Annotated in this window: 20 protein-coding genes, 1 tRNA gene and 1 pseudogene; 6 read left to right on the top strand and 16 right to left on the bottom strand. The window is 71.8% G+C overall.

Translation table 11 applies throughout. The features are described 5' to 3' along the window. Positions 1-19: 19 nt before the first annotated feature. Entirely contained in the window at positions 20-937 is a 918-nt protein-coding gene (locus ACN267_RS02595; protein WP_421487827.1) for a helix-turn-helix domain-containing protein, read from the bottom strand. Beyond that, entirely contained in the window at positions 934-3,042 is a 2,109-nt protein-coding gene (gene uvrB, locus ACN267_RS02590; RefSeq protein WP_204959181.1) for an excinuclease ABC subunit UvrB, read from the bottom strand. Before uvrB ends, ACN267_RS02595 begins: the two co-directional genes overlap by 4 nt. Before the next feature lie 548 nt (positions 3,043-3,590). Between uvrB and ACN267_RS02585 the strand changes: the two genes are divergently transcribed. After that, positions 3,591-5,012, top strand: a complete 1,422-nt coding sequence (locus tag ACN267_RS02585) for a hypothetical protein (protein WP_421487826.1) — start codon at positions 3,591-3,593, stop codon at positions 5,010-5,012. 45 nt (positions 5,013-5,057) lie between these two features. On the opposite strand, the gene coaE is transcribed toward ACN267_RS02585, so the two are convergent. Together coaE and rpsA are read right to left on the bottom strand one after the other, a co-directional pair. Next, on the bottom strand, positions 5,058-6,266 hold the full coding sequence (gene coaE / locus ACN267_RS02580; RefSeq protein WP_421487825.1) for a dephospho-CoA kinase: 1,209 nt from the start codon (positions 6,264-6,266) through the stop codon (positions 5,058-5,060). Positions 6,267-6,475: 209 nt separating this feature from the next. After that, positions 6,476-7,975 carry a 30S ribosomal protein S1 gene (gene rpsA / locus ACN267_RS02575; RefSeq protein ID WP_204959184.1) on the bottom strand — a complete coding sequence of 500 codons (1,500 nt, stop codon included), beginning with the start codon at positions 7,973-7,975 and terminating at the stop codon, positions 6,476-6,478. Positions 7,976-8,361: 386 nt separating this feature from the next. Here rpsA and ACN267_RS02570 point away from each other — a divergent pair, with 386 nt between their 5' ends. From ACN267_RS02570 to ACN267_RS02560, 3 genes and pseudogenes are all read left to right on the top strand, one after another. After that, positions 8,362-9,171 carry a class I SAM-dependent methyltransferase gene (locus ACN267_RS02570; protein WP_421487824.1) on the top strand — a complete coding sequence of 270 codons (810 nt, stop codon included), beginning with the start codon at positions 8,362-8,364 and terminating at the stop codon, positions 9,169-9,171. A 137-nt stretch (positions 9,172-9,308) separates the two neighbouring features. Continuing rightward, a complete protein-coding gene (locus ACN267_RS02565; protein ID WP_421487823.1) occupies positions 9,309-9,527 on the top strand; it encodes a DUF2945 domain-containing protein in 219 nt (72 codons plus the stop codon). Beyond that, a pseudogene (locus ACN267_RS02560) lies at positions 9,514-9,858 on the top strand (DUF3140 domain-containing protein); the annotation flags it as partial. The gene ACN267_RS02565 and the pseudogene ACN267_RS02560, both read left to right, overlap by 14 nt. Before the next feature lie 17 nt (positions 9,859-9,875). Here the strand turns inward: ACN267_RS02560 and ACN267_RS02555 are convergent. The 12 genes from ACN267_RS02555 to ACN267_RS02500 all read right to left on the bottom strand — a co-directional run bounded on the left by ACN267_RS02555 (position 9,876) and on the right by ACN267_RS02500 (position 23,307). Beyond that, positions 9,876-10,436, bottom strand: a complete 561-nt coding sequence (locus ACN267_RS02555) for a cysteine hydrolase family protein (protein WP_204959186.1) — start codon at positions 10,434-10,436, stop codon at positions 9,876-9,878. A gap of 38 nt (positions 10,437-10,474) precedes the next feature. Further along, entirely contained in the window at positions 10,475-13,183 is a 2,709-nt protein-coding gene (polA, locus tag ACN267_RS02550; protein ID WP_421487822.1) for a DNA polymerase I, read from the bottom strand. Between the two features lie 72 nt (positions 13,184-13,255). Continuing rightward, positions 13,256-14,008, bottom strand: a complete 753-nt coding sequence (locus ACN267_RS02545; protein ID WP_204959625.1) for an amino acid ABC transporter ATP-binding protein — start codon at positions 14,006-14,008, stop codon at positions 13,256-13,258. 80 nt (positions 14,009-14,088) lie between these two features. Next, positions 14,089-15,078, bottom strand: coding sequence for an amino acid ABC transporter permease (locus ACN267_RS02540; protein WP_204959188.1), 990 nt, complete (start codon positions 15,076-15,078; stop codon positions 14,089-14,091). Positions 15,079-15,084: 6 nt separating this feature from the next. Next, entirely contained in the window at positions 15,085-15,990 is a 906-nt protein-coding gene (locus tag ACN267_RS02535) for an ABC transporter substrate-binding protein (protein WP_204959189.1), read from the bottom strand. A 29-nt stretch (positions 15,991-16,019) separates the two neighbouring features. Beyond that, a complete protein-coding gene (locus tag ACN267_RS02530) occupies positions 16,020-16,730 on the bottom strand; it encodes an ABC transporter ATP-binding protein (protein WP_204959190.1) in 711 nt (236 codons plus the stop codon). Beyond that, positions 16,720-17,565, bottom strand: coding sequence for an ABC transporter ATP-binding protein (locus ACN267_RS02525; RefSeq protein ID WP_372445987.1), 846 nt, complete (start codon positions 17,563-17,565; stop codon positions 16,720-16,722). The genes ACN267_RS02530 and ACN267_RS02525 overlap by 11 nt, the downstream gene beginning before the upstream one ends. Next, positions 17,558-18,703, bottom strand: coding sequence for a branched-chain amino acid ABC transporter permease (locus ACN267_RS02520; RefSeq protein WP_204959191.1), 1,146 nt, complete (start codon positions 18,701-18,703; stop codon positions 17,558-17,560). Before ACN267_RS02520 ends, ACN267_RS02525 begins: the two co-directional genes overlap by 8 nt. Then, a complete protein-coding gene (locus tag ACN267_RS02515) occupies positions 18,700-19,650 on the bottom strand; it encodes a branched-chain amino acid ABC transporter permease (protein WP_204959192.1) in 951 nt (316 codons plus the stop codon). The genes ACN267_RS02520 and ACN267_RS02515 overlap by 4 nt, the downstream gene beginning before the upstream one ends. 102 nt (positions 19,651-19,752) lie before the next feature. Next, entirely contained in the window at positions 19,753-20,913 is a 1,161-nt protein-coding gene (locus ACN267_RS02510) for a branched-chain amino acid ABC transporter substrate-binding protein (RefSeq protein WP_421487821.1), read from the bottom strand. Positions 20,914-21,186: 273 nt separating this feature from the next. Continuing rightward, positions 21,187-22,359 (bottom strand): hypothetical protein, encoded by a 1,173-nt coding sequence (locus ACN267_RS02505; protein WP_421487820.1) that lies wholly within the window; start codon positions 22,357-22,359, stop codon positions 21,187-21,189. A 324-nt stretch (positions 22,360-22,683) separates the two neighbouring features. Further along, positions 22,684-23,307, bottom strand: a complete 624-nt coding sequence (locus ACN267_RS02500; RefSeq protein ID WP_088643111.1) for an ANTAR domain-containing response regulator — start codon at positions 23,305-23,307, stop codon at positions 22,684-22,686. Positions 23,308-23,402: 95 nt separating this feature from the next. On the opposite strand from ACN267_RS02500, the gene ACN267_RS02495 reads away from it, so the two are divergent. Beyond that, positions 23,403-23,486 (top strand) — tRNA-Leu (locus tag ACN267_RS02495). A 31-nt stretch (positions 23,487-23,517) separates the two neighbouring features. After that, positions 23,518-24,159 (top strand): transcriptional regulator, encoded by a 642-nt coding sequence (locus ACN267_RS02490; protein ID WP_421487819.1) that lies wholly within the window; start codon positions 23,518-23,520, stop codon positions 24,157-24,159. Positions 24,160-24,170: the final 11 nt, after the last annotated feature.

Raw genomic sequence — 24,170 nt, 5'->3', positions numbered from 1 at the left:
CGAGTGTGCCGGCCACCGGTCAGCCCGGATTGGACGAATGGGAACCCGGCCGGCCCAGCGCCGCCGGGGTCGTCCCGGTGAACTCCCGGAACTCCCGGATCAGGTGCGACTGGTCGTAGTACCCCCAGCGTGCCGCCAGCCCGGCCCAGCCGTCCATTGGCCCCGTCCGGCCGTCCACCGACCCGGGACCCTCAGGTGGGGCGGGCCCGGCGGAGACCGCGTCCTGCCGGCCCAGCGCCGCGTACGCCCGCTGGAAACGCAGCAGCCGGGCGGTCGTCTTCGGGCCCAGCCCCAGTTCCCGGCGGAACCGCGCGGCCAGGTGCCGGCGGCTCCACCCCAACTCGTCGGCCAACCCGCCGATGCCGATCCGGCCGGCCGAGCCGGTGAGCAGTTCCCAGGCCCGGTCGAGATGCGGATCGACCGGGTCGGCGTCCGCCAGCCGGGCGTCGAGCGCCGCGTCGAGCAGGGCGAACCGGTGTGGCCAGTCCGGTGCCCCGGCCAGCCGGGCCCGCAACCGGTGAAGCCACGGGTCGGGCAACCCGTCGAGCGCCACCGCCCGGTTGGTCAACTCCCCCAACGGCACCCCGAGGACCCGGCGGGCCGCCGGCGGGGTGAGCAGCAACTGCACCCCCGCCCCGGCACCGGCCGTCGAGGTCGTGCAGTAGCCGTCGTACGGCCCGGCCACGAACGAGTCCACCCGGTACGCGCTGTGCGCCGCCGAGCGCGGGTTCAGCACGTCGAGCGGGGCGCCCCAGCCGAGGATGAGGACCACGAACGCGCCGGCCGCCTCGTGCCGTACCAGTGCCGGCGCGTCCCGCCCCGACGCCACGCCCACCGGAGCACCCTCCCGGTAGCCCAGGTACCGGCCCACGACGGGACGCAGCCGTGCCGCCGGCAGGCCGACACGCACCTCGTCCAGCACCGGCCCGTCCGTCACTTCACCCCGGCGGCGTCCATCCCCCGCAGCTCCTTCTTGAGATCGGCGACCTCGTCACGGATCCGCGCGGCCAACTCGAACTGCAACTCCCGGGCGGCGGCGAGCATCTGGTCGTTGAGCTCCTGGATGAGCTGGGCCAGGTCGGCGCGGGCCATCCCCTCCCGCGACGGCGTGCCGGCGGTGGCCCGACTGCGGCTGCGGGTCTCCTTGACCGGGGCCTTGCCCCGGGACAGCTGCCGCGCGGCACCGCCGACCCGGGCGCTCTCGGTGTCCTCCGCCTCCCGGTAGATGTCGTCGAGGATGTCGTGGATCTTCTTGCGCAGCGGCTCGGGGCTGATCCCGTGCGCCTCGTTGTGCGCGATCTGCTTGGCCCGGCGACGGTTGGTCTCGTCGATCGCCGACGCCATCGAGGGGGTGATCTTGTCGGCGTACATGTGGACCTGGCCGGAGACGTTACGGGCGGCCCGGCCGATGGTCTGGATCAGCGACCGGCCGCTGCGCAGGAAGCCCTCCTTGTCGGCGTCGAGGATCGCCACCAGGGAGACCTCGGGCAGGTCGAGACCCTCCCGCAGCAGGTTGATGCCGACCAGCACGTCGTAGTCGCCCTTGCGCAGCTCGCGCAGCAGCTCCACCCGGCGCAGGGTGTCGACCTCGGAGTGCAGGTAACGCACCCGGATGCCGTTCTCCAGCAGGTAGTCGGACAGGTCCTCGGCCATCTTCTTGGTCAGCGTGGTGACCAGCACCCGCTCGTCGCGCTCGGTGCGCAGCTTGATCTCGTGCATCAGGTCGTCGATCTGCCCCTTGGTCGGTTTGATCACGACCTCCGGGTCGATCAGACCGGTGGGGCGGATGACCTGCTCGACGAACTCGCCCTGGGCCTGCTCCAACTCCCACGGGCCGGGGGTGGCGGAGAGGAAGACCAACTGGCCGACCCGCTCCAGGAACTCGTCGAAGCGCAGCGGCCGGTTGTCGGCGGCACTGGGCAGCCGGAAGCCGTGGTCGATGAGCATCCGCTTGCGCGAGGCGTCGCCCTCGAACATGCCGCCGATCTGCGGGATGGTGACGTGCGACTCGTCGACCACGGTGAGGAAGTCGTCGGGGAAGTAGTCGAGCAGGCAGTGCGGCGGGCTGCCGGGCAACCGGCCGTCGATGTGCATCGAGTAGTTCTCGATGCCTGAGCAGAAGCCGACCTGCCGCATCATCTCCAGGTCGTAGGTGGTGCGCATCCGCAGCCGCTGCGCCTCCAGCAGCTTGCCCTGCCGTTCCAGCTCGGCCAGCCGGTCGGCCAGCTCGGCCTCGATGTCCCGGGTGGCCCGCTCCATCCGCTGCGGGCCGGCCGCGTAGTGGGTGGCCGGGAAGATCAGCAGATTGTCGACCTCCCTGACCACGTCCCCGGTGAGCGGGTTGAGGTAGTAGAGCTTCTCCACCTCGTCGCCGAACAGCTCGATCCGGACGGCCAGCTCCTCGTATGCCGGGATGATCTCCAAGGTGTCGCCCCGGACCCGGAACGTGCCCCGCTGGAAGGCCATGTCGTTGCGGGTGTACTGGATGTCGACCAGGCGGCGCAGCAACTGGTCGCGGTCGAGTTCCTGCCCGACGACGACCCGCACGGCCCGGTCGAGGTACTCCTCCGGGGTGCCCAGGCCGTAGATGGCCGAGACGGTCGCCACCACGATCGTGTCCCGCCGGGTGAGCAGCGACATGGTCGCCTTGTGCCGCAGCCGCTCGACCTCCTCGTTGATCGAGGAGTCCTTCTCGATGTAGGTGTCGGTCTGCGGGATGTACGCCTCGGGCTGGTAGTAGTCGTAGTAGGAGACGAAGTACTCGACCGAGTTGTGCGGGAGCAGCTCGCTGAACTCCTTGGCGAGCTGGGCGGCGAGGGTCTTGTTGGGGGCGAGCACCAGGGTCGGCCGTTGCAGCCGCTCGACCAGCCACGCCGTGGTGGCGCTCTTGCCGGTGCCGGTGGCGCCGAGCAGCACGGTGTTACGATCACCACGCCGGACCCGGCGCTCAAGATCATCAATGGCGGCCGGCTGGTCGCCGGCCGGCTGGAACTCGCTGACGACCTGGAAGCGACCGTCGAGCCGGGGAATGTCGAGCGCCATGACCCCCACGGTACGCCGCGGGTCCGACACTTCACCGCGATCGCCGGACAGCCGGTGATCAGCTTCGATATTGCCATTGTGGCCCACATCGCAGCGGGCTAGCCTGGACAGCGTAGGCCGCTCGCGGCGGCCGACCGCGGCGGTGGCCGGGCCCTCGACAGGCTCCCACCGCCCGGCACCTGGGGTCGCAGCACCCGGACATCACCGGCGTGCGCATCCCGCGTGGTCGCGCCCCTGGCGCAGACCGGCCGCCGCGAGCGCCCCTGCACGTCTCCCCCACCCCCACCGGCACCACCGATCCGCCACCGGCACCCCGTCTGCCCCGCAGCGCCCCGTCCGACCCCGGCGGCGTCGCTCCGGTCCGGCTGACCCCGGCGGCGTCACTCCGGTCCGGCCGGCCCGTTCAACCACACGTGGACACCTCGCCCGATCAGCCACCACGCCCATCGGGAGCCGGTCCGGGCCACCGCCGCGCCGGCCGTCACCACCGCGACGCCGCCGCGGACGGCACACCGGGCCGGCGACGGACCACCCTGGTCGCCCTGGTCGTGGTCGCCGTCACGGCCGCAACGGCCCTCGTGGCCGGCCTGGTCTCCGGCGCACCCGCCCCGACCACCACGGCACGGGCGCTCACCGACGACGAGGCCGAGCGGCTCGCCGCCGTCCGGGTCGGCACCTACCGGGACGTCCGGGCCGGGGTACGGGTGGCCGTCGGCACCGGGGCCGGGCGCACCGACCTGGTCGGCTGGGTCGACTGGTCCCGCCCGCTGGCCTACCTCGACGTCGGCGGCCCGGGAGCCGGACCGGACCGGGGCCTGGTGCAGGCCACCCCGTCGGCGGTGGTGCAGCGCCCCGACCCCGCCGCGATCGTGGCCCCGGGCCGGCCACCGCTGGTGCCGCCCGGTGACCGCTGGCGGCTGCGGAACCCGGCACCCGGGCGGGGCCTGGGCGGGGCGCTCACCGTGCTCTTCGCCCTCGCCGCCGACCGGGCCGCACCCACCGCTGCGCTGCGCGCCGGAGGCGGCCGGTGGCTCGGCCGGGAGACCCTCGGCGGCGACCAGGTCGACGTCCTCCAAGCGGCGCTGTGGCCGGCTGCAGGACCCGCCACCGGAGCGCCCACGGCCAACCCACAGGCCACCACGGCACCCGCCACCGCCGTGCCGGACGGGCGTCCGGCCGACGACGCCGACCCCCGCTGGTGGGTCGACCGCGACGCGCGGCTGCGCCGCTGGGCGGGTCGGCTCGCCGACGGCACCCCGATCACGGTCGACCTGGACCGGTTCGACCGGCCGATCCCCTGGCCCGTCGACGTGCTCGGCGGCCGGCCCGGCCTGCCCCGCGCCCCCACCGACGAGGAGACCGCCCGGCTGGACCGGCTCGCCACCCGGCTGCGCTCCGGGACCGGGAGCGCGGCGGTCACCGTCACCGCACCCCTCGGCAGCGCCGCCAACCTGCGCGGCGGCGGCTGGCTGAGCTGGACGGCCGGCGTCGCCTACCTGTCCGTCGCCGAACTGGACACCCTCGGCCGCCGGACGCTGCGGCGTCGGGACCGGGCCGGCTTCGCCCGGGCGGACGTACCGGTCGGACCGCACACCGCGGCCTCCGGCCCGTCGGCGGCACCGCCGCTGCCGCTGCCGACCGGGGCCGGCTGGCGGCTCGCGGCCCGGCCGGCCGACGAGTTGGACACGCTGGTCGAGGCGGCGGTGCGGGCCGCCACGCCGAGCCGGGACACGACCACGACGGTCCACGTCCGCAGCGACCGACAGGCCGACCGCCCGGTGGACGTGTTCGAGGTACGCCGCCAGGGCCAGCGGCTGCGGTACTGGCTGGACCGTTCCGGCTTCCTGCACCGGTTGGAGCTGCGCACCACCGGCGGGCTGTGGGCGCAACTGGAGCTGACCCCCGGCCCGCTGCCGGCGGGGATCGTCCCCACCCACCGGAAACCGCCCCCGCCAGCCCGGCCAGGCTGACCCGGCGGCAGCACCGTCAGGCTGACCCGGCAGGACGGCAGCCGGTCAGGGCCGCCAGCCGGTCCGCGCCGCCCACTCCTGCGCCCGCAGGTACTCCTCGGCGAACCACGGGTCGGCGGCGGTGCCGGCCCCGTCGCCGGCCGGTGCCGACGCCGCCGCCTCCCGGTTCACCAGCAGGTACGCCGCCCGCCGATCGGGGTCCGCGCGCAGGTGGTCCCGCATCATCAGGGCGTGCCGCCAACCGGCCGATCCCGCCACCCGCAGGTGCACGGCGACCGGCCGGCCCGGATCGGCGCTGCCGTGCAACCGCTGCGCCCAGCCCCCGTCACCGTCCCCACCCGTCCCGGCGTCGCGGTCCGCCCAGCGGGGGCGGTTCCCTTGCACGCCTGGCACCCTCGGGAACCCGGCGTCGGCGAGCCGGCGCGCCACCGGGCCGTCCGCCTCGGCCATCGACGGCACGGTCACCTGCACGTCGATGACGTCCCGCCCGGCCAGCCCCGGGACAGCGGTGGGACCGACATGGTCGATCCGCAGGTCGTCGGGGGCCAGCGCGTGCCGGATCCGGGCGGCGATCCGGGCGTACTGCTGCGGCCAGGTCGGGTCCGGCGCGGTCGACACCGCCGGCCCACCCGGGACCACCAGCTGTTCCCGCACGTTACGTTCGTAGGGCACCAGGCGTGCCGACCAGAGGGCGTCCACGGCGGCGTGCAGCTCGTCGAGGCCGCCCTCGTTGTCGAGCACCACGTCGGCCGCCGCGCGGCGACGGGCGTCGTCGGCCTGCGCGGCGATCCGCCGCTCGGCCTCCGCGCGGCTCATCCCCCGGGTCCGCACCAACCGCTCCACCCGGATGGCCACGGCCGTCCGCACCACCACCACCAGGTGGTACGTCGGCGCGAGCCCCACCTCCACCAGCAGCGGTACGTCGTTGACCACCACCGCGTCGGCGGGTGCCGCGGCGAACAGCTCGGCGGACCGGGCCCGTACCCGGGGATGGGTGATCTCCTCCAGCCGGCGACGGGCGGTCGCGTCGGCGAAGACCAGTGCGCCCAGCGCCGCCCGGTCCAGCGTCCCGTCGGCGGCCAGCACCCGCTCGGAGAAGGCGGCGACGATCGCGGCCAGCCCCTCGGTGCCCGGTGCCACCACCTCCCGGGCGATCCGGTCCGAGTCGACGATCACCGCGCCCCGCTCGGCCAGCCGGGTCGCCACGGCGCTCTTGCCGGACCCGATGCCGCCGGTCAACCCCACCCTCAGCACCCGCCCAGTCAACCGGACCGCCTCCCACCCCACCACACCGCCCCACCCCTGAGTCGATCGTCCCGTCGCGGGACGGGAGCGGAGGCACCCGGACGGCACAGAGCCCCGCCCCCGGTCCGCGTGGCGGATCGGGGGCGGGGCTCCTGTGTCAGCGGCTACCCGGACCCGGTGACGTCAGACGTCGTACCGGGTGGGAGGCAGCGTCCGGCTCACTTGCCGCCGGCGAGCTTCTCCCGCAGCGCGGCGAGCGCCTCGTCGGTGGCCAGGGTGCCGGCCGGCTCCTCGGCCTGCCGGCTCGGGGTCGACGAGCTGGTCGAGGTGGTGGTGCCACCACCGGCGGCCACGGGCGGAGCCGGGTTGGCAGCGGCCTCGGCGTCGGCGGCCCGGGAGGTCTGCACCTGCTTGGTGTGGGCCTCCCAGCGCTGACGCGCCTCGGCGTACTGGTTCTCCCAGGTCTCGCGCTGCTTGTCGTACCCTTCGAGCCACTCGCCCGTCTCCGGGTCGAAGCCCTCCGGGTAGATGTAGTTGCCCTCGTTGTCGTACGTCGCGGCCATGCCGTAGAGGGTCGGGTCGAAGTGCTCCTCGCCCTCGACGAAGCCCTCGTTGGCCTGCTTGAGCGACAGCGAGATCCGGCGGCGCTCCAGGTCGATGTCGATGACCTTGACCATGACCTCGGAGCCGACCTGGACGACCTGCTCCGGGATCTCCACGTGGCGCTCGGCCAGCTCGGAGATGTGGACCAGGCCCTCGATGCCGTCGTCGACCCGGACGAACGCGCCGAACGGCACCAGCTTGGTGACCTTACCCGGCACGATCTGCTGGATCGCGTGGGTCCGGGCGAACTGCCGCCACGGGTCCTCCTGGGTCGCCTTCAGCGACAGCGAGACCCGCTCGCGGTCCAGGTCGACGTCCAGGACCTCGACCTCGACCTCCTGGCCCACCTCGACGACCTCGGACGGGTGGTCGATGTGCTTCCAGGACAGCTCGGAGACGTGCACCAGGCCGTCCACACCGCCCAGGTCGACGAACGCGCCGAAGTTGACGATCGAGGAGACGACGCCCTTGCGGACCTGCCCCTTCTGGAGCTTGTTGAGGAACTCGGTGCGCACCTCGGACTGCGTCTGCTCCAGCCAGGCCCGGCGGGACAGGACCACGTTGTTGCGGTTCTTGTCCAGCTCGATGATCTTGGCTTCGAGCTCACGGCCGACGTACGGCTGCAGGTCACGCACCCGCCGCATCTCGACCAGCGACGCGGGCAGGAAGCCGCGCAGGCCGATGTCGAGGATGAGACCACCCTTGACGACCTCGATGACCGAGCCGCGGACGACACCGTCCTCGTCCTTGATCTTCTCGATCGTGCCCCAGGCCCGCTCGTACTGCGCCCGCTTCTTGGAGAGGATCAGCCGCCCCTCCTTGTCCTCCTTCTGGAGGACCAGGGCCTCGATGTGGTCACCGACCGAGACGACCTCGGCGGGGTCCACGTCGTGCTTGATCGACAACTCCCGCGAGGGGATGACACCCTCGGTCTTGTAGCCGATGTCGAGCAGGACCTCGTCCCGATCGACCTTGACGACGGTGCCTTCGACAATGTCGCCGTCGTTGAAGTACTTGATGGTCTCGTCGATCGCGGCGAGGAAAGCCTCCTCGGAACCGAGATCGTCGTGGGTGACCCGGGTGGCGCTCGAGGGGGCCTCGATGCTGCTCGTCATGTGGGCGGTTGCTCCGGTCGGATGGGTTGTCACAGCAGGCGTGGTGTCGCAGTGACCCGTTCGCGCCAGCGGATCCGCCACCGACCCCACCTGACGATCGCCAAGAGAGGATCATCGGTGCTCCGGTGACCGCGCACCTGCTCCCTGCCGAGGTACACGATCCACGAGCGCATCGTCTAGCCTACCCGCTGCATTACCACAGCGTGCAAGCCCTCCCGGGTCCTCACGACCTCGTCTGCTGCGAAAGCGGAGATTTCGGTGGGAAAGCACCTCCGCTGTCTCATCCGTCACATCCGCCCCACGGGACCGACAGCGTACGGCCGTCCGCCGCGCCGCGCACGCCGGGGTCCGGCGGACGACGCCACCGCAGGGCCTAGCGTGAACGGGTGGACGACGACGAGCGGGTGATCCGACGCCGGGTGGGCGACACCGAGGCACGGCGGGCCAACCGCGGCTGGTGGGACGCCGATGCCGACGACTACCAGGCCGAACACGGGGCCTTCCTGGGCGAGGTGGACTTCCGCTGGTGCCCGGAGGGGCTGCGCGAGTCCGAGGCGCGGCTGCTCGGCGAGCTGGCCGGGCGACGGGTGCTGGAGGTCGGCTGCGGCGCGGCGTCCTGCGCCCGCTGGCTGGCCACCCAGGGGGCCGAGCCGGTCGCCTTCGACCTCTCCGCCGGCATGCTGCGGCACGCCACCCGCGCCGCCGGCACCACCGGGGTACGCGTCCCGCTGGTGCAGGCCGACGCGTTGGCCCTGCCGTTCGCCGGGGCGTCGTTCGACATCGCCTGCACGGCGTTCGGGGCGATCCCGTTCGTCGCCGACTCGGCCACCCTGATGGCCGAGGTGCACCGGGTGCTGCGCCCCGGCGGGCGCTGGGTGTTCTCGGTGACCCACCCGATGCGCTGGGTCTTCCTGGACGACCCCGGCGAGGGCGGGCTCACCGCCGTGCACTCGTACTTCGACCGCTCCCCCTACGTCGAGCAGGACGAGCGGGGGGTGGCCAGCTACGTGGAGCAGCACCGCACCCTCGGCGACCGGATCCGCGAACTGATCGGTGCCGGCTTCCGCCTGGTCGACCTGGTGGAACCGGAGTGGCCGGCCGGCCACCGGGATACCTGGGGGCAGTGGAGCCCGCTACGTGGGCGGCTCTTCCCCGGCACCGCCATCTTCGTCACCGAGAAGCCGGCCACCACCTGACCGACCACCACCGGACCGACCGGCCCTGGACCGGCAAGCACCGGACCGGCCGGCACCGGGCCCCGCCGACCGGTCCGTCGGCGACGGGCCGACCGGGCGCGTTGTTTCGGGGCAGTGCCGTCGGGTACCCGGCGGCCATGGCCGAGCAGCGGTTTCGACGGGGTGACCACGTCTCCTGGGCCAGCCACAGCGGTCGCGCCCACGGGGTGGTGCAGGAGGAGTTGACCGAACGCACGCACGTCCGGGGGCGCGCGGTGAACGCCGCGCCGGACGACCCGCGGTACCGGATCCGCAACGACGACTCGGGGCGCGACGTCGCCCACCGGCCGGAGGCGTTGCGCCATGAGCCGCGCTGACGACCCGCAGCAGACCTACCGGGAGTTCACCGAGGCGGTGAACATGAAACCCGGGGAGCTGTCGTCCTGGTTGCAGACGCCCGAGTCCAAACAGGTCGGCTGGCACAAGGGTGGCCGGTCCGGTGGCGGCGAGTCGGTGGGGCACTCGTCGGGCCGCCGGATCGTCGACCTGCTGCGCCGTAAGCGGGCCGAGCTGTCCGCCGCCGACTACCAGCACATGCGCACGGTGATCGGCTACGTGCACCGGCACCTGGCGCAGCGACCGGCCGGCGACGTCCGGGACACGAAGTGGCGCTGGTCGCTGATGAACTGGGGCCACGACCCGCTGCGCTGACCCGGAGGGTGGGGTCAGGCCGTCGTGGCGAAGTCGACGTCCTTCGTGGCGACCGTGCCGGCCGTGCGCCCCGGGGCCTGCTGGTGCGTCCAGTAGAGGTTGGTGTGCGCGACGACCTGCCCGGGCGGCGGCGCGCCCCACCGTGTGCGGTCCTGGGTGGTGTGGGCGTCGGCGACCAGCGTGGTGTCGTAGCCCCGCACGAACGCGCCGTGCAGGGTCGACCGGACGCACGCGTCGGTCTGCGCGCCGACCACCACGAGCCGCCCGACGCGCAGCCCGGCCAGCACCGACTCCAGCTCGGTGTCCTCGAAGGAGTCGCCGTAGCGCTTGTCGACCAGCGGTTCCGCCTCGGCCGGGACCAGCTCGGGCACGATCTGCCAGTCGTCACCGCCGGGGACGAGCCGGGCGTCGGAGTGCCGCACCCAGACGACGGGCACCCCCTCCCGGCGGGCCCGCCGCACCAGGGCAGCCATGTTGGCGACCACGTCGTCACGCCGGTACGCCCCGGCGACGACCCCGTTCTGCACGTCGACGACGAGCAGTGCGGTGTGCGGCCGGTCGGCGAGTGTGCTCATGTCTCCCCCTGGTCTGGCCGGTGCGGTGGGTGCGGAGGCTAGTGGTCGGCGCTGTTCCAGTCCCGGCCGACGCCGACGGAGACCTCCAGCGGCACCGACAGCGGGTACGCCGCCCCCATCTCCTGCCGGACCAGCGTCTCCAACGCCTCCCGCTCGTCGGGGGCGACCTCGAAGACCAGCTCGTCGTGCACCTGGAGCAGCATCCGGGAGCGCAGCCCGGCGTCGCGCAGCGCGGTATCGACGCGCAGCATGGCGACCTTGATGATGTCGGCCGCCGAGCCCTGGATGGGGGCGTTGAGCGCCATCCGCTCGGCCATGTCCCGGCGCTGCCGGTTGTCGCTGACCAGGTCGGGCAGGTAGCGGCGGCGACCCAGGACGGTGGAGGTGTAGCCATCCTGGCGGGCGCGGGCCACCACCTCCTGGAGGTAGTCGCGGACGCCGCCGAACCCGGCGAAGTAGTTCTCCATCAGCCCCCGGGCCTCCTCGGCGGTGATGCCGAGCTGCTGCGACAGGCCGAAGGCGCTCAGGCCGTACGCCAGGCCGTAGTTCATCGCCTTGATCTTGCGGCGTTGGTCGGCGGTGACCTCGCCGACCGGGACGGTGAAGACCGACGACGCGGTGGCGGCGTGGAAGTCGTGGCCGGAGTTGAACGCCTCGATCAGCGCCTCGTCCAACGACAGGTGCGCCATGATCCGCATCTCGATCTGGCTGTAGTCGGCGGTGAGCAGCGTCTGGTAGCCGTCGCCCACCACGAAGGCCCGACGGATGCGCCGGCCCTCCTCGGTACGGATCGGAATGTTCTGGAGGTTGGGGTCGGTGGAGGAGAGCCGGCCGGTGGCCGCCACCGTCTGCTTGAACGTGGTGTGGATACGCCCGTCGTCGGCGACCGACTTGAGCAGGCCGTCGACGGTGGTCTTGAGCTTCGCCACGTCCCGGTGGCGCAGCAGGTGCTCCAGCACGGGGTGCGGGTTCTGGGCGTAGAGCCACTGGAGCGCGTCGGCGTCGGTGGTGTAACCGGTCTTGATCTTCTTGGTCTTGGGCAGCCCCAGCTCCCCGAAGAGCAGCTCCTGGAGCTGCTTGGGCGAGCCGAGGTTGAACTCCCGCCCCACGGCGGCGTACGCGCTCTGGGCGGCGGACTTCACCTCGCCCGCGAAGTGCGCCTCCAGTTCCTGGAGGTAGTCCAGGTCGGCGCCGATGCCGACGCGCTGCATCCCGGCCAGCACCTCGGACAGCGGCAGCTCCACCTCGGCCATCAGCCGGGCGGACTGCTCGCCGTCGCGGGACAGCTCGGCGTCGATCGCGTCGGCCAGGTCGAGGGTGGCGCGCGCCTGGAGCATCAGGTTCTGCTCAGCCTCACCGTCGTCGCCGAGGCCGTCGAAGGTGAGCTGCCCGGTTTCCGGCGCGTCGACCCGCAGCTCGCGGTGCAGGTAGCGCAGCGCCAGGTCGGTCAGGTCGTAGGAGCGCTGGTCGGGGCGGGCCAGGTAGGCGGCCAGCTCGGTGTCCCGGGCGACGCCGGCCAGCGACCAGCCCCGCGCGGCGAACGCCAGCCGGGCGTGCTTGCTGTCGTGCAGCACCTTGGGCTGCCGGGGGTCGGCCAACCAGCCGGCCAGGGCGCGTTCGTCGGCCTCGGCCAGCGTCGCCGGGTCGAGCCAGGCGGCCGGGCCGCTGGCCAGCGCGAGGGCCAGCGCCTCCAGCTGCGGCTCGTAACGCTCGCGGGGGTCCTTCGGCTTGGCCGGCGTCTTCACCGCCACGCCGACCTGGGTGCCGGCGGGGACGTGCGCGGCCAGCCAGTCGACCAGCGCGCCGGGCGCGGTGAGCCGCTCGCCGGCCAGGTCGAAGCCGGCCTCGGCCTCCGGCTCCACCGCCTCCAGGTATTGATACAGCCGGTCGCGCAGGATGCGGAACTGGAGGGTGTCGAAGACCTGGTGCACGGCCTCCCGGTCCCAGCCCTGCCAGCGGGCGTCCTCGGGGCGGATCGGCAGCTCCAGGTCGGAGACCAGGCAGTTGATCTCGTAGTTGCGGATCACGTCGGCGAGCCGCTCGCGCAGGCTGTCGCCGGCCTTGCCCTTGATCTCGTCGGCGTGCGCGATCACGCCCTCGACCCCGCCGTAGGTGTTGATCCACTTGGCGGCCGTCTTCGGGCCGACGCCGGGGATACCGGGCAGGTTGTCGCTGGTCTCGCCGACCAGGGCGGCCAGGTCGCGGTAGCGCTGCGGGCCGACGCCGTACTTGGCCTCGATCGCCGCCGGGTCCATCCGGGCCAGGTCGGAGACGCCCTTGCGCGGGTAGAGCACGGTGACGTCGTCGCCGACGAGTTGGAAGGCGTCCCGGTCGCCGGTGCTGATCAGCACCTGCATGCCCTGGTCGCGGGCCTGGCAGGCGAGGGTGGCGATCACGTCGTCGGCCTCGTAGCCCTCCCGCTCGACGACCGGGATGCGCAGCGCGTCGAGGACCTCCTTGACCAGGCTGACCTGGCCCTTGAAGTCGGCCGGGGTCTCGCTGCGGCCGGCCTTGTACTCCGCGTACTTCTCGGTGCGGAAGGAGCGGCGGGAGACGTCGAAGGCGACCACGATGTGGGTGGGCTGCTCGTCGCGGAGCACGTTGATCAGCATCGAGGTGAAGCCGTAGACCGCGTTGGTCGGCTGCCCCGTCGTGGTGGAGAAGTTCTCCACCGGCAGGGCGAAGAACGCCCGGTATGCCATGGAATGTCCGTCGACGAGGAGCAGGCGCGGCGTCGTAGCTGTCACGGCAGCGACTCTAGCCCGTACCCCCGACAACCCCCGGCGGCGGCACGGCCGCCGCCGGGGGTGGACCGGAACTCAGAGTACCTTGGCGAGGAACGTCCTGGTCCGCTCGTGTTGCGGGTTGGCGATCACCTCGCGCGGGTCGCCGGACTCGACGACCACGCCGCCGTCCATGAAGACCAGCGTGTCGCCGACCTCCCGGGCGAAACCGATCTCGTGGGTCACCACGATCATGGTCATCCCGTCCCGGGCCAGGTCCTTCATCACGTCCAGGACCTCGCCGACCAGTTCCGGGTCGAGCGCGCTGGTCGGCTCGTCGAAGAGCATCAGCTTCGGCCGCATCGCCAACGCGCGGGCGATCGCCACCCGCTGCTGCTGCCCGCCGGAGAGCTGACCGGGGTACGCGCCGAGCTTGTCGCCCAGCCCCACCCGTTCCAGCAGCTGCGCGGCCCGCTCCCGGGCCGCCGCCTTCTTCTCCCGGCCCAGCAGCACCGGCGCCTCGGTCACGTTGCCCAGCACCGTCATGTGTGGGAAGAGGTTGAACCGCTGGAACACCATCCCGATCGAACGGCGCTGCGCGGCCACCTCCTTCTCCCGCATCTCGTGCAGCCGGCCGCCGCGCTCCCGGTAGCCGATCAGCTCGCCGTCCACCCGGATCGACCCGGCGTTGATCTTCTCCAGGTGGTTGATGCAGCGCAGGAAGGTCGACTTGCCGGAGCCGGACGGCCCCAGCAGGCAGCACACCTCGCCCGACCGGACCTCCAGGTCGATGCCCTTGAGCACCTCCAGCGGCCCGAACGACTTGTGCACCTGCTCGGCCCGCACCATCAGCCCGGACCCGTCGGCCGACGCACCGGCCCGGCCCGACTCGGCGGCGGGAGCACCCGCCTGGCCGGGAATCAGCTCGCTCATGCCTGACCCACCGTCCCCGCGTTGCCGCCGCCACCGGTCTCCGCCGCCATCCCGCGCAACCGCAGCCGGGCCCGGCCGGCCGGGCCGTAGCCCTTGCCGAAGTGCCGCTCCAGGAAGTACTGCCCGACCAGCAGGATGCTGGTCAGGAAGAGGTACCACAGGCAGGCGGCGACGTACATCGGGAAGATCTGGAAGGTCCGTTTGCCGACCGCGTCGAGCTGGAAGAACAGCTCCACGCTCACCGGCACGTAGAGCAGCAGCGAGGTGTCCTTGAGCATCGCGATGGTCTCGTTGCCGGTCGGCGGGATGATCACCCGCATCGCCTGCGGCAGCACCACCCGGCGCAGCAGCTGACCCCGGCTCATGCCCAACGCCTGGGCCGCCTCGGTCTGCCCCTCGTCGACCGACTGGATGCCGGCCCGGACGATCTCGGCCATGTAGGCCGCCTCGGACAGTGCCAACCCCAGCAGGCCGGCCATGAAACCGGTGAGGATGTCCCGGGAGGAGAAGCCGAACAGCCGCAGTTGCAGGTTGTCGATGCCGAAGAGCTGGCCGAGCTGGGTGTCGAACGGCACCCCGAACTCGATCCGGCTCCACAGGATGCCGATGTTGCCGAAGACCGCCAGCAGCACCAGCCGGGGCACCGCCCGGAAGAACCAGGTGTAGAGCCAGGCGACCCCGCGCAGGATCGGATTGTCCGACAGCCGCATCACCGCCACCACCACACCCAGCGTGACGCCGATGAGCATCGCGCTCACCGTCATCAGCACCGTGCCGCGCAGCAGCCCCTCGATGATCGGCGGACGGAACATCTTGTCCACCATGAACGACCAGTTGAACGCGTCGTTGGTGACCAGCAGGTGGACGAACATGGCGACCAGCACGGCCAGCACGGCGACCGCGACCCAGCGCCCCGGGTGCCGTACGGGCACGGCGCGGAGAGGCTCCGGCCGCGCCCGTACGGTGGAAGTGTCGTGGGATTCCATGACCTGTTACGGGTTGATCGCGGGGTCCGTGATCGCGCCGTCCGCCACCTTCCACTTGTCCAGCACCGACTTGTACGACCCGTCGGCGATCAGCGCCTTGGTCGCGTCCCGCACCGCCTCGGCGAACGCCGCCTGGTCCTTGCCGACCACGTAGCCGTACGGGGCCGCCTCGTACTGCTTGTCGAGCAGTTCGAGGGCGTCGTTGGACTGGGTCACCGCGTACACCCCGACGGGGTAGTCGGCGAGCATCGCGTCGTCCTTGCCGGAAACCACCGCGGCGGTGGCGGCGTCCTGGCCGGGGAACTGCTCGACGGTGATCGCCGGCTTACCGGCGTCGGTGCAGGTCTTGGAGCGCTTCTGGATGTCCTCGACCTGGACGGTGTCCTTCTGCACGGCGATCTTCTTGCCGCAGGCGTCGTCGATCGTGACGCCGGCCGGGTTGCCCTTCTTGGTCACCCACTGGGTGCCGACCTGGAAGTAGCTGACCATGTTGGCCTGCTGCTTGCGCTCGTCGTTGATGGTGAACGACGAGACGCCCACCTCGTACTTGCCGGTGCTCACGCCGGAGATGATGTCGCCGAACGGCGCGGAGACGAACTCCGCCTTGAGGCCGAGCTTCGCCGCCACGGCGGTGAACAGCTCGACGTCGAAGCCGATCACCGTCTTGCCGTCGCTGTCGAGGAACTCCGCCGGGGCGTACGTCGAGTCGGTGCCCACGACGATCTTGCCGTCGGCCTTGATGGCCGCCGGGACCTTGTCGGCCAGCGAGGTGTCGGCCGACGCGCTGACCGAGGGACCGCCGCCGGGCTGCTCGGTGCTCTCCTCCTCGCCACAGGCGGCGAGGGAGAGCAGCAGGGCGGTCGCGCCGGCGACGCCGAACGCCGCCCGCCGACCAGGGGTGAGGTGGAACATGCGTGTACTCCTTTGCGAGGGGGCGACGGTCAGGCCACGCCCAGGTAGGCCTCTTTGACCGACGGGTCGTGCAGCAGGTCGGCGCCGGTGCCGCTCTTGACGATGCGGCCGGTCTCCAGCACGTACGCCCGGTGGGCCCGGGCGAGCGCCTGCTGCGCGTTCTGCTCCACCAGCAGGATCGTGGTGCCCTGCTCGTTGATCTCGGTGATGATGGAGAAGATCTGCTGGATCAGCATCGGGGCCAGACCCATCGACGGCTCGTCGAGCAGCAGCAGCTTGGGCCGGCTCATCAGCGCCCGGCCGACGGCCAACATCTGCTGCTCGCCGCCGGAGAGGGTGCCGCCGGCCTGCTTGCGCCGCTCGGCCAGCCGGGGGAACAGCTCCAGCACCCGGTTGAGGTCCTGGGCGATGCCCGCCCGGTCCCGCCGGGTGTAGGCGCCCATGTCGAGGTTCTCCAGCACGGTCATGCCGGGGAAGATGCCGCGACCCTCCGGGGCCTGGCACAGCCCCCGCCGGACCCGCAGGTCCGCCCGGAGCTTGGAGATGTCCTCGCCCTCGAAGCGGATCGCCCCGGAGGCGATCGGCCGGATGCCGGAGATCGCCCGCATGGTGGTGGACTTACCGGCGCCGTTCGCGCCGATCAGGGCGACGATCTCGCCCTCCCCCACGGTCAGGCTGATCCCGTGCAGCGCCTGGATGCGCCCGTACAGCAGGCTGACGTCGTCAATCTCAAGCAGCATCGTCCGGTACCCCCAGGTACGCCGCGACCACCTTCGGGTTGTCCCGCACCTCGGCGGGCAGCCCCTCGGCGATCTTCTTCCCGAACTCCAGCACCACGATCCGGTCGGTGACACCCATGACCAGGCGCATGTCGTGCTCGATCAGCAGCACGGTCACGCCGGTGTCGCGGATCTGCCGGATGAGCTGGAGCAGCTCCTCCTTCTCCGCCGGGTTGAAGCCGGCGGCCGGCTCGTCCAGGCAGAGCAGCACCGGTTCGGTGGCCAGGGCCCGGGCGATCTCCAGCCGACGCTGCTCGCCGTAGGACAGGTTGCGGGCGAACTCGTGCATCCGGGGCCGGATGCCGACGAACTCCAGCAGCCGTTCGGCCTTCTCCCGGCCCTCGCGCTCCTCGCGCCAGTGCCGGGGCAGCCGCAGCAGCGCCGAGATCACGCTGGTCTTGTGGTGCGCGTCGGCACCGACCTGCACGTTCTCCAGCGCGGTCATCTCCGGGAAGAGGCGGATGTTCTGGAACGTCCGCGCCATGCCCATCTTGGTGATCTGGTGCCGCTTCTTGCCGCTGATCTTCTCGCCGCGGAACCGGATCTGCCCCTCGCTGGGCTGGTAGATGCCGGTCATCGCGTTGAAGCAGGTGGTCTTGCCGGCGCCGTTCGGGCCGATCAGCCCGAGGATCTCCCCCTTGTAGAGGGTGAAGTCGACGTCGTTGAGCGCCACCACGCCGCCGAAGCGCAGCGTGACGTGGTCGACCTCCAGCAGCGGTTCCCGCCCGGGGATGGTCTCGACGGCGGGCGCGCCCGCCTGGGCCGGAACGGCCGGGGTCTGTTCGGTGTCACTCACCGACGATCACCTCCTTGCGGCGGTCCTTGAACTCCGCCGCCCGTCGTCGGTTCGGGATGAGGCCCTGCGGCCGGAAGATCATCATCAGCACGAGCACCAGGCCGAAGAAGAGGAACCGGTACTCGTACAGCTCCACGCCGAACAGCTCGATGCCGCGGAACCGCTCGATCATGTACGCCACCAGGCCGCCGCCGACGATCGCGCCGACGATGTTGCCCGAGCCGCCCAGGATGACCGCGGCCAGGATGATGATCGAGTTGAGCAGCTCGAAGTTCTGCGAGTTGACGAAGTTCTGCTTGCCGGCGAAGAGCGCACCGGCGAGGCCGGCGATCGCCGCACCCGAGGCGAACGCCCAGAGCTTGAACTTGAACGTCGGCACGCCCATCAGCTGGGCGGCGTCCTCGTCCTCGCGGATCGAGATCCAGGCCCGGCCGACCCGGCTGTGGGTCAGGTTCCGCACCCCGATCACCACCAGGATGATCAGCGTGAGCACCAGCCAGTAGTACGGGCGGGCGTCGAGCACCCCGAAGAACGGCTTGCCGTCGGCGTACTTGCCGGGCGGGTGCGGGATCTGGTTGAAGCCCCGCTGGCCCTTGAGGAACTCGGAGCTGGTCGCCGCGATCCGGATCATCTCGGCGAAGCCGAGCGTCACCAGCGCCAGGTAGTCACCGCGCAGCCGCAGGGTCGGGGTGCCGAGCATGACCCCGGAAACCATGGTGAGGGCGATCGCGATCGGCACCACCAGCAGCCACGGCCACAGCGTCTTGAGGTCGCTGCTCGGCGAGGTCAACACCGCCACGGTGTACGCGCCGACGGCGAAGAAGCCGAAGTAGCCGAGGTCGAGCAGGCCGGCGAAGCCGACCACGATGTTCAACCCGACCGCGAGCAGCACGTAGATCGAGACGGTGAAGAGCACCTGGGTGAAGTTGGAGCCCGTGGTCGGGATCGGCCCCAGGTACTGGTAGAACTCCTTGTTGGGCAGCGCGTAGAAGAACGCGATCAGCGCCGCCAGCGCCACCCAGCGCACCCAGCGCGGGGCGTCGTGCCAGCGCTGCGCGACGGCCTCGCGGCCGTGCCGCAGCCGTGTCCCGATCCCCTGCTGCTGCTCGGGGGTCGGCGGATTAACCGTCGTTGTCATGCCCGTGCCCTTCCCAGCGATTCGCCCAGCAGACCGGTCGGCCGGAACATCAGCAGCACCACCAGCACGGCGAAGGCGGCGAAGTCCTTCCACTGGCTGCCGAACAGCCCCGAGGCGTAGTTCTCCACCACACCCAGCAGCAGGCCGCCGACCAGGGCGCCCCGCAGGTTGCCGATACCGCCGAGCACCGCGGCGGTGAACGCCTTGAGGCCGAGCAGGAAGCCGACGCTGTAGGTCAGGGTCTGGATCCGCACGTCGTAGAGCAGGCCGGCGACGCCGGCCATGGAACCGCCGGCGATGAAGACCATCAGGATGATCCGGTCCTTGTTCACGCCCATCAGCGCGGCGGTGTTGGGGTCCTGGGCGACCGCCCGGATGCCCCGGCCGACCCGGCTGCGGTTGATGAACTGGTCCAAGGCGACCATCATCACCAGCGCGGCGCCGAGGGTGAGCAACTGCACCGCGCTGATCGGCACGCCGAAGAGGTGGAACACGGGCTCGGAGCTGACCAGCTTGGGCGCGCTCTCGGGGAGCCGGCGGGTGTAGACGCCGAACGCCTCCGAGATCGCGATGGACGCGCCGATCGCGGTGATCAGGAAGGCCAGCGGTGGTGCGTTGCGCTTGCGCAGCGGGCGGTACGCCACCCGCTCGATCACGGTGGCCGTGCCGGCCGACGCGATGGCCGCGACGATCATCGCGACGAGCAGGTAGAACAGGATCGAGCCGAGCCCGCTGACCTGGGAGTCCTGGTTGAGGCCGAAGCCGTTCCAGGTCCAGATGGCGGCGAACGCGCCGGCGATGAAGACCTCGGAGTGAGCGAAGTTGATGAGTCTGAGTACGCCGTAGACCAGCGTGTAGCCGAGCGCGACCAGGGCGTAGATCGCACCCTGTGTCAGGCCGGTCGTGGTGAGTTCCCCGAAGTTGGAGAACAGTCCGTCGAAGTTCACGGGAGGGCCGCTCCGTCAGGTGTGGAGAAACAGGTGGTGCGGCCGGGAGCGAGCTCCCGGCCGCACCCGCGATCTGTCGTCAATCGCTCTCGGCGACCGTGGTCAGGCCTTCGGGATCTCCTGGTCGGGGACGACCTTGCCGCCCTGGACCTTGAACGCCCAGACCTTGACCTGCGCCGGGTCCAGCTCGCCACCCTCGACGAACTTGTAGCTCGACGCGACACCCTCGCCGCTGTAGTTCTTCACGAACTCCAGCAGGTCGGCCCGGGTGGTCTTCTTGGCCTTGATGCCGGCGAGCAGGATGTTCGCGGCGTCGTAGGCGGTGTCGCTGTAGGTGCCCGGGTCGGCGCCGTTGAGGGCCTTGAACTCCTCGACGAAGGTGCCCCGGGCCTCGGCGGCCGGTGCGCACGGGCAGGTCATGATGGTGCCCTCGGCGGCGGCGGCACCGGCGGTGGTGATGTACGCCGGGTCGTTGGAGCCGTCACCGACGACCAGCGGGGCGGTGACGCCGGCAGCGGTGAGCTGCTTGCGGATCAGGCCGGCCTCCTGGTAGTAGCCGCCGAAGAAGACGGCCTTGACGCCGGCCGCCTTGACCTTGGTCACCACGCCGGAGAACTCGGTCTGCTTGCCCTCGCCCTGGACCTTGTCCGAGCCGACGACCGCGCCGCCGAGAACCTTCTTGACCTCGTCGGCCAGGCCCGCGCCGTAGGCGGACTGGTCGTCGATGACGTAGACCTTGTCGGCCTTCATCACGTTCTTGATGTAGGTGCCGGCCGCGGGGCCCTGGCTCAGGTCGTTGCCGACCGCCCGGAAGAAGGTCTTCCAGTTCTGCTGGGCGAGGCTGGGGCGGGTGGCGGAGGGGGTGATGGTGACCAGCCCGGCCTCGTTGAACAGCGGGCCGGCGGCCTCGGACTCGCCCGAGTAGGCCGGGCCGACGATGCCCAGGAGCTTGGCGTCGTCGATGGCCTTCTGGGCCAGACCGGGCGCCTGGTCCGGGCTGCCCTGCGAGTCCAGCTCGGCCAGCTCGACCTTGCAGTCGGCGTTTTCCTTGTTGTACTTCTCGACGGCGAGCTTGACGCCGTTCTTCTCGTTGATGCCCAGCGCCGCCGAGCTGCCGGTCAGCGCGCCGAAGAACGCGATCTTGCTACCGCAGCCGTCCCCACCGGACGCCTCCTCGTCGCTGCCGCTGGAGCAAGCGGTGCCGCCGGCGACGAGCGCCAGCATGGCGACTCCACCGATCACGCGTGCGAGCTTCTGCCTCAAGGCCGGAACCCTCCTCCGTCGCATGGTCCGAACCACCCGCTGCCTATTGGCCCTTGCGGGGGCGGACGAACCAGACCGTCGTCGCCGGTCTGGGCCGGGACGTTATCCCACCGGGAAGCTGCGACGTAAGCCCCAGCAAGCGGGGTTGATCGAACCGTTACACGCCGTGGCGGATTCGAAACGATCGCTGTAAGAACCATCAGTTCCGAGAGAGTTTCACTTTTTATTCGAAGGCGTGCACCCGCACCGGCCACCGCCCCCGCCTATAGCCACTCAAACCCGCCCCCACCAGGCATGGGAGCCTCTGCCGTCATCGGCCAGCAGCAGCAGTCGACCATCGCCGCCGGCCACCGTCAGCGCGGTGTCGCCGCCGTCGGCCACCGGCAACGGCACCCGCACGGAGCGCCACGACACCCCACCGTCCGTCGACACCCACACCGCGCGACCGACGCCGTCACCGGTCACCGCCACCAGCGCCCCACCCACCACGGCCAGCCCCACCACCGACAGCACCCCCGCGCCGGCCGTCCCGAACCCGCCGACCTGCCGCCACCGCGACCCGTCGTCGGCCCGCCACACGGCGAAACCGTCCGAAACCGCCCCCACCGCCACCGGCCCGCCGTCGCGCGGCACCACCCGCTCCGCCCGCCCCCGGCCGTCGGGCACCGGCAGTTCCGCCCGCCGCCAGGAACGCCCGTCGACCGAGGTCCAGGCCATCGGCCGCAGCGCCGTGCCGCCCGCCGGCAGCAGCGACCCGACCACCAGCCACCCCACCGGCAGGGCCACCGCGTCGTACGCCGCCGTCCGTCCCCGGGCGTCGCCGGCCAGTTCCGGCAGCCCCTCGGCCAGGGTGAACCCGCCCGCGTCCGGCGACGTCCAGACCGCCGCGCCGTCGGCCCGGGCACCCGCGATCAACCAGCCCTGCGCACCGGCCGCCACCCGGGCCACGCTGACCGCGCGGGGGCCGCCGAACAGCTCGAACGCCGCCGGTACCTCCCGCAACGGGCCGTCGCCGTCGCGGACCCAGGTCCCGGTACGCGGGTTGCCGTGCACCCCACCGTTCTTCGCGCCCAGCGCCGCCACCCGCCCTGCGGCGCAGGCCGCCGCGTAGAGCACGTGCTGCCGGCCGTAGAACGTGCTGGCCGCGACCGGCACCGGCAGCCAGGTGGAACCGTCCGTGCTGGACCAGGCCGCCGGGCGGCTGCCACCGGTGGCGTCGACGACCCCGCCGACCAGGAACCAGACCCCGGCGCAGGAGACCGCGTCGCGCAGCACCAGCCGGCCGGCCGGACCGGGCGGCACCGGCAGGGTCGCCTCCCGCCACGCCGGCTCGACCGGCGTCGACCGGCCGTCACCCCGCCCGGCCACGTCGTTTCCGTGCCGGTCGCAGCCGGCGACCACCAGGACCAACAGAGCGCACACCACGAGTACGCGCCGGGCAGACATGCATCGATGCTAGGCAGCGGAACCCCGCCGTGGGGGGCGGGTCGGGCCGCCCGACCCGGCGAACCGATCGATCACTGCGCAGACGGGAGCCGGGTGATCGGGGGCAGGGGTCCACCGGCCGAGCGGACGGCCGGCCGGTACGGCGTGGTGTCGCCGCCGGCGCGGGACGGACCGCGCCGCACGGGTCGACGTCAGGACGGAACCGGACGGCCGTCGGGGCGGATTCGTCCGCCTGTTCGGAGCGGGTCGCCTCGCCGACCGGACGGGGTGGGCCGCCGGGCGGGGAGGAAAGACGGACCGATCGGCGACCGGTGCGCCGACAGGTCAGGAGGTGGGCTGCTCGGCGATCTCGCCACCGGCGGTCTCGGCGAGGATCCGCTCGGCGACCTCCTTCATGGTCATCCGGTGGTCCATGGCGGTGCGCTGGATCCACTTGAACGCCTGCGGCTCGGTCATCCCGTACGTCGTCATCAGCGCGCCCTTGGCGCGTTCGACCGTCTTGCGGATCTCCAGCCGGTCGGTGAGGCCGGCCACCTCGGACTCCAGGGCGGCGATCTCGGAGTAGCGGGACAGCGCGATCTCCACCGCCGGCACCAGGTCGCTCTTCTGGAACGGCTTGACCAGGTAGGCCATCGCACCGGCGGCCCGCGCCCGTTCCACCAGGTCACGCTGGCTGAACGCGGTCAGGATGATCACGGGGGCGATCCGGGCACCGGCGATCCGCTCGGCGGCGGCCAGGCCGTCCATGATCGGCATCTTGATGTCGAGGATGACGAGATCGGGCTTCAGCTCCTCGGCCAACCGGACGGCGGTCTCGCCGTCACCGGCCTCGCCGACGACCTCGTAACCCTCCTCGACCAGCATCTCGGCCAGGTCCAGTCGGATGAGCGCCTCGTCCTCGGCGATCAACACCCGCCTGCGCTCGGCATCCGTCTGTGTCTCGGCCACCAGCCCTACCCCCACCATCGATCCCACACGGCTACCACCCATGCTCCCGTATGAGCCTAGTCGGGTACAGTGAGCCACGCGCCCCTCGGGGTGACGCCGGGATGATGGAATCGGCAGACATGAATGCCTCAAAAGCATTTGCCTTAACAGGCGTGCGGGTTCGAGTCCCGCTCCCGGCACCTTGTCACACACCTGTTCGATGATGCCCCGGTGCATCCACCAGAGATCCGGGCCCGCGCCCGGCAGGTGCACCGCGCCGGCGGTTCGGTCGCCGACGCGGCACGTGCCGTCGGCCTTCCCTACCGCACCGTCTGGCACTGGTGCAACGACCGTCCCGAGGCGCGGCAGCGGGGCACCGAGCTGCGGTGCTTCCGGTGCCGGGACGGGCTCGACGGTCCGGCCGACCCGGTGGCCTACGCCTATCTCCTCGGCCTGTACCTCGGCGACGGCCACCTGGTGACGACGGCCCGGGTGCCGGTGCTGCGGATCTACTGTGCCGCCGCCTGGCCGGGGCTGGTCGACGCGTGCGACCTGGCCATGCGGGCCGTGCTCGCCACGACGGTGCAGCGGGTGCGCAAGCAGGGCTGCGTCCGCGTGCAGAGCTACGGCCGGCACTGGCCGTGCCTGTTTCCCCAGCACGGGCCGGGCCGCAAGCACGAACGCCGGATCGGCCTGGCCGACTGGCAACGCGAGATCGTCCAGCGCCGGCCGGGCGACTTCCTGCGGGGTCTGTTCCACTCCGACGGCTGCCGGGTGGACAACCGGGTGACCGTGCGGGGCCGACCGTACCTGTCGGTGGCGCGGCGGGCGGCGGTCGCCACCCTGGACGGCCACGTCGGCCCCAAGCACTGACCCGTCAGCAG

This window comes from Micromonospora sp. WMMD734, from assembly GCF_049178975.1.
Classification (GTDB): Bacteria; Actinomycetota; Actinomycetes; order Mycobacteriales; family Micromonosporaceae; genus Micromonospora; species Micromonospora wenchangensis.
Note: the sequence above shows the minus strand (reverse complement) of the source record. Positions and strands in the feature narration are given on the sequence as shown.

Excerpts from the sequence above, each read along its gene's own strand:
- ACN267_RS02540 (WP_204959188.1), bottom strand. The coding sequence starts at position 15,078 with ATGGAATCCCACGACACTTCCACCGTACGGGCGCGGCCGGAGCCTCTC.
- ACN267_RS02505 (WP_421487820.1), bottom strand. The coding sequence starts at position 22,359 with ATGTCTGCCCGGCGCGTACTCGTGGTGTGCGCTCTGTTGGTCCTGGTG.
- ACN267_RS02535 (WP_204959189.1), bottom strand. The coding sequence starts at position 15,990 with ATGTTCCACCTCACCCCTGGTCGGCGGGCGGCGTTCGGCGTCGCCGGC.
- uvrB (WP_204959181.1), bottom strand. The coding sequence starts at position 3,042 with ATGGCGCTCGACATTCCCCGGCTCGACGGTCGCTTCCAGGTCGTCAGC.
- ACN267_RS02530 (WP_204959190.1), bottom strand. The coding sequence starts at position 16,730 with ATGCTGCTTGAGATTGACGACGTCAGCCTGCTGTACGGGCGCATCCAG.
- ACN267_RS02520 (WP_204959191.1), bottom strand. The coding sequence starts at position 18,703 with ATGACAACGACGGTTAATCCGCCGACCCCCGAGCAGCAGCAGGGGATC.
- ACN267_RS02555 (WP_204959186.1), bottom strand. The coding sequence starts at position 10,436 with ATGAGCACACTCGCCGACCGGCCGCACACCGCACTGCTCGTCGTCGAC.
- ACN267_RS02565 (WP_421487823.1), top strand. The coding sequence starts at position 9,309 with ATGGCCGAGCAGCGGTTTCGACGGGGTGACCACGTCTCCTGGGCCAGC.
- ACN267_RS02545 (WP_204959625.1), bottom strand. The coding sequence starts at position 14,008 with ATGGTGCGGGCCGAGCAGGTGCACAAGTCGTTCGGGCCGCTGGAGGTG.
- rpsA (WP_204959184.1), bottom strand. The coding sequence starts at position 7,975 with ATGACGAGCAGCATCGAGGCCCCCTCGAGCGCCACCCGGGTCACCCAC.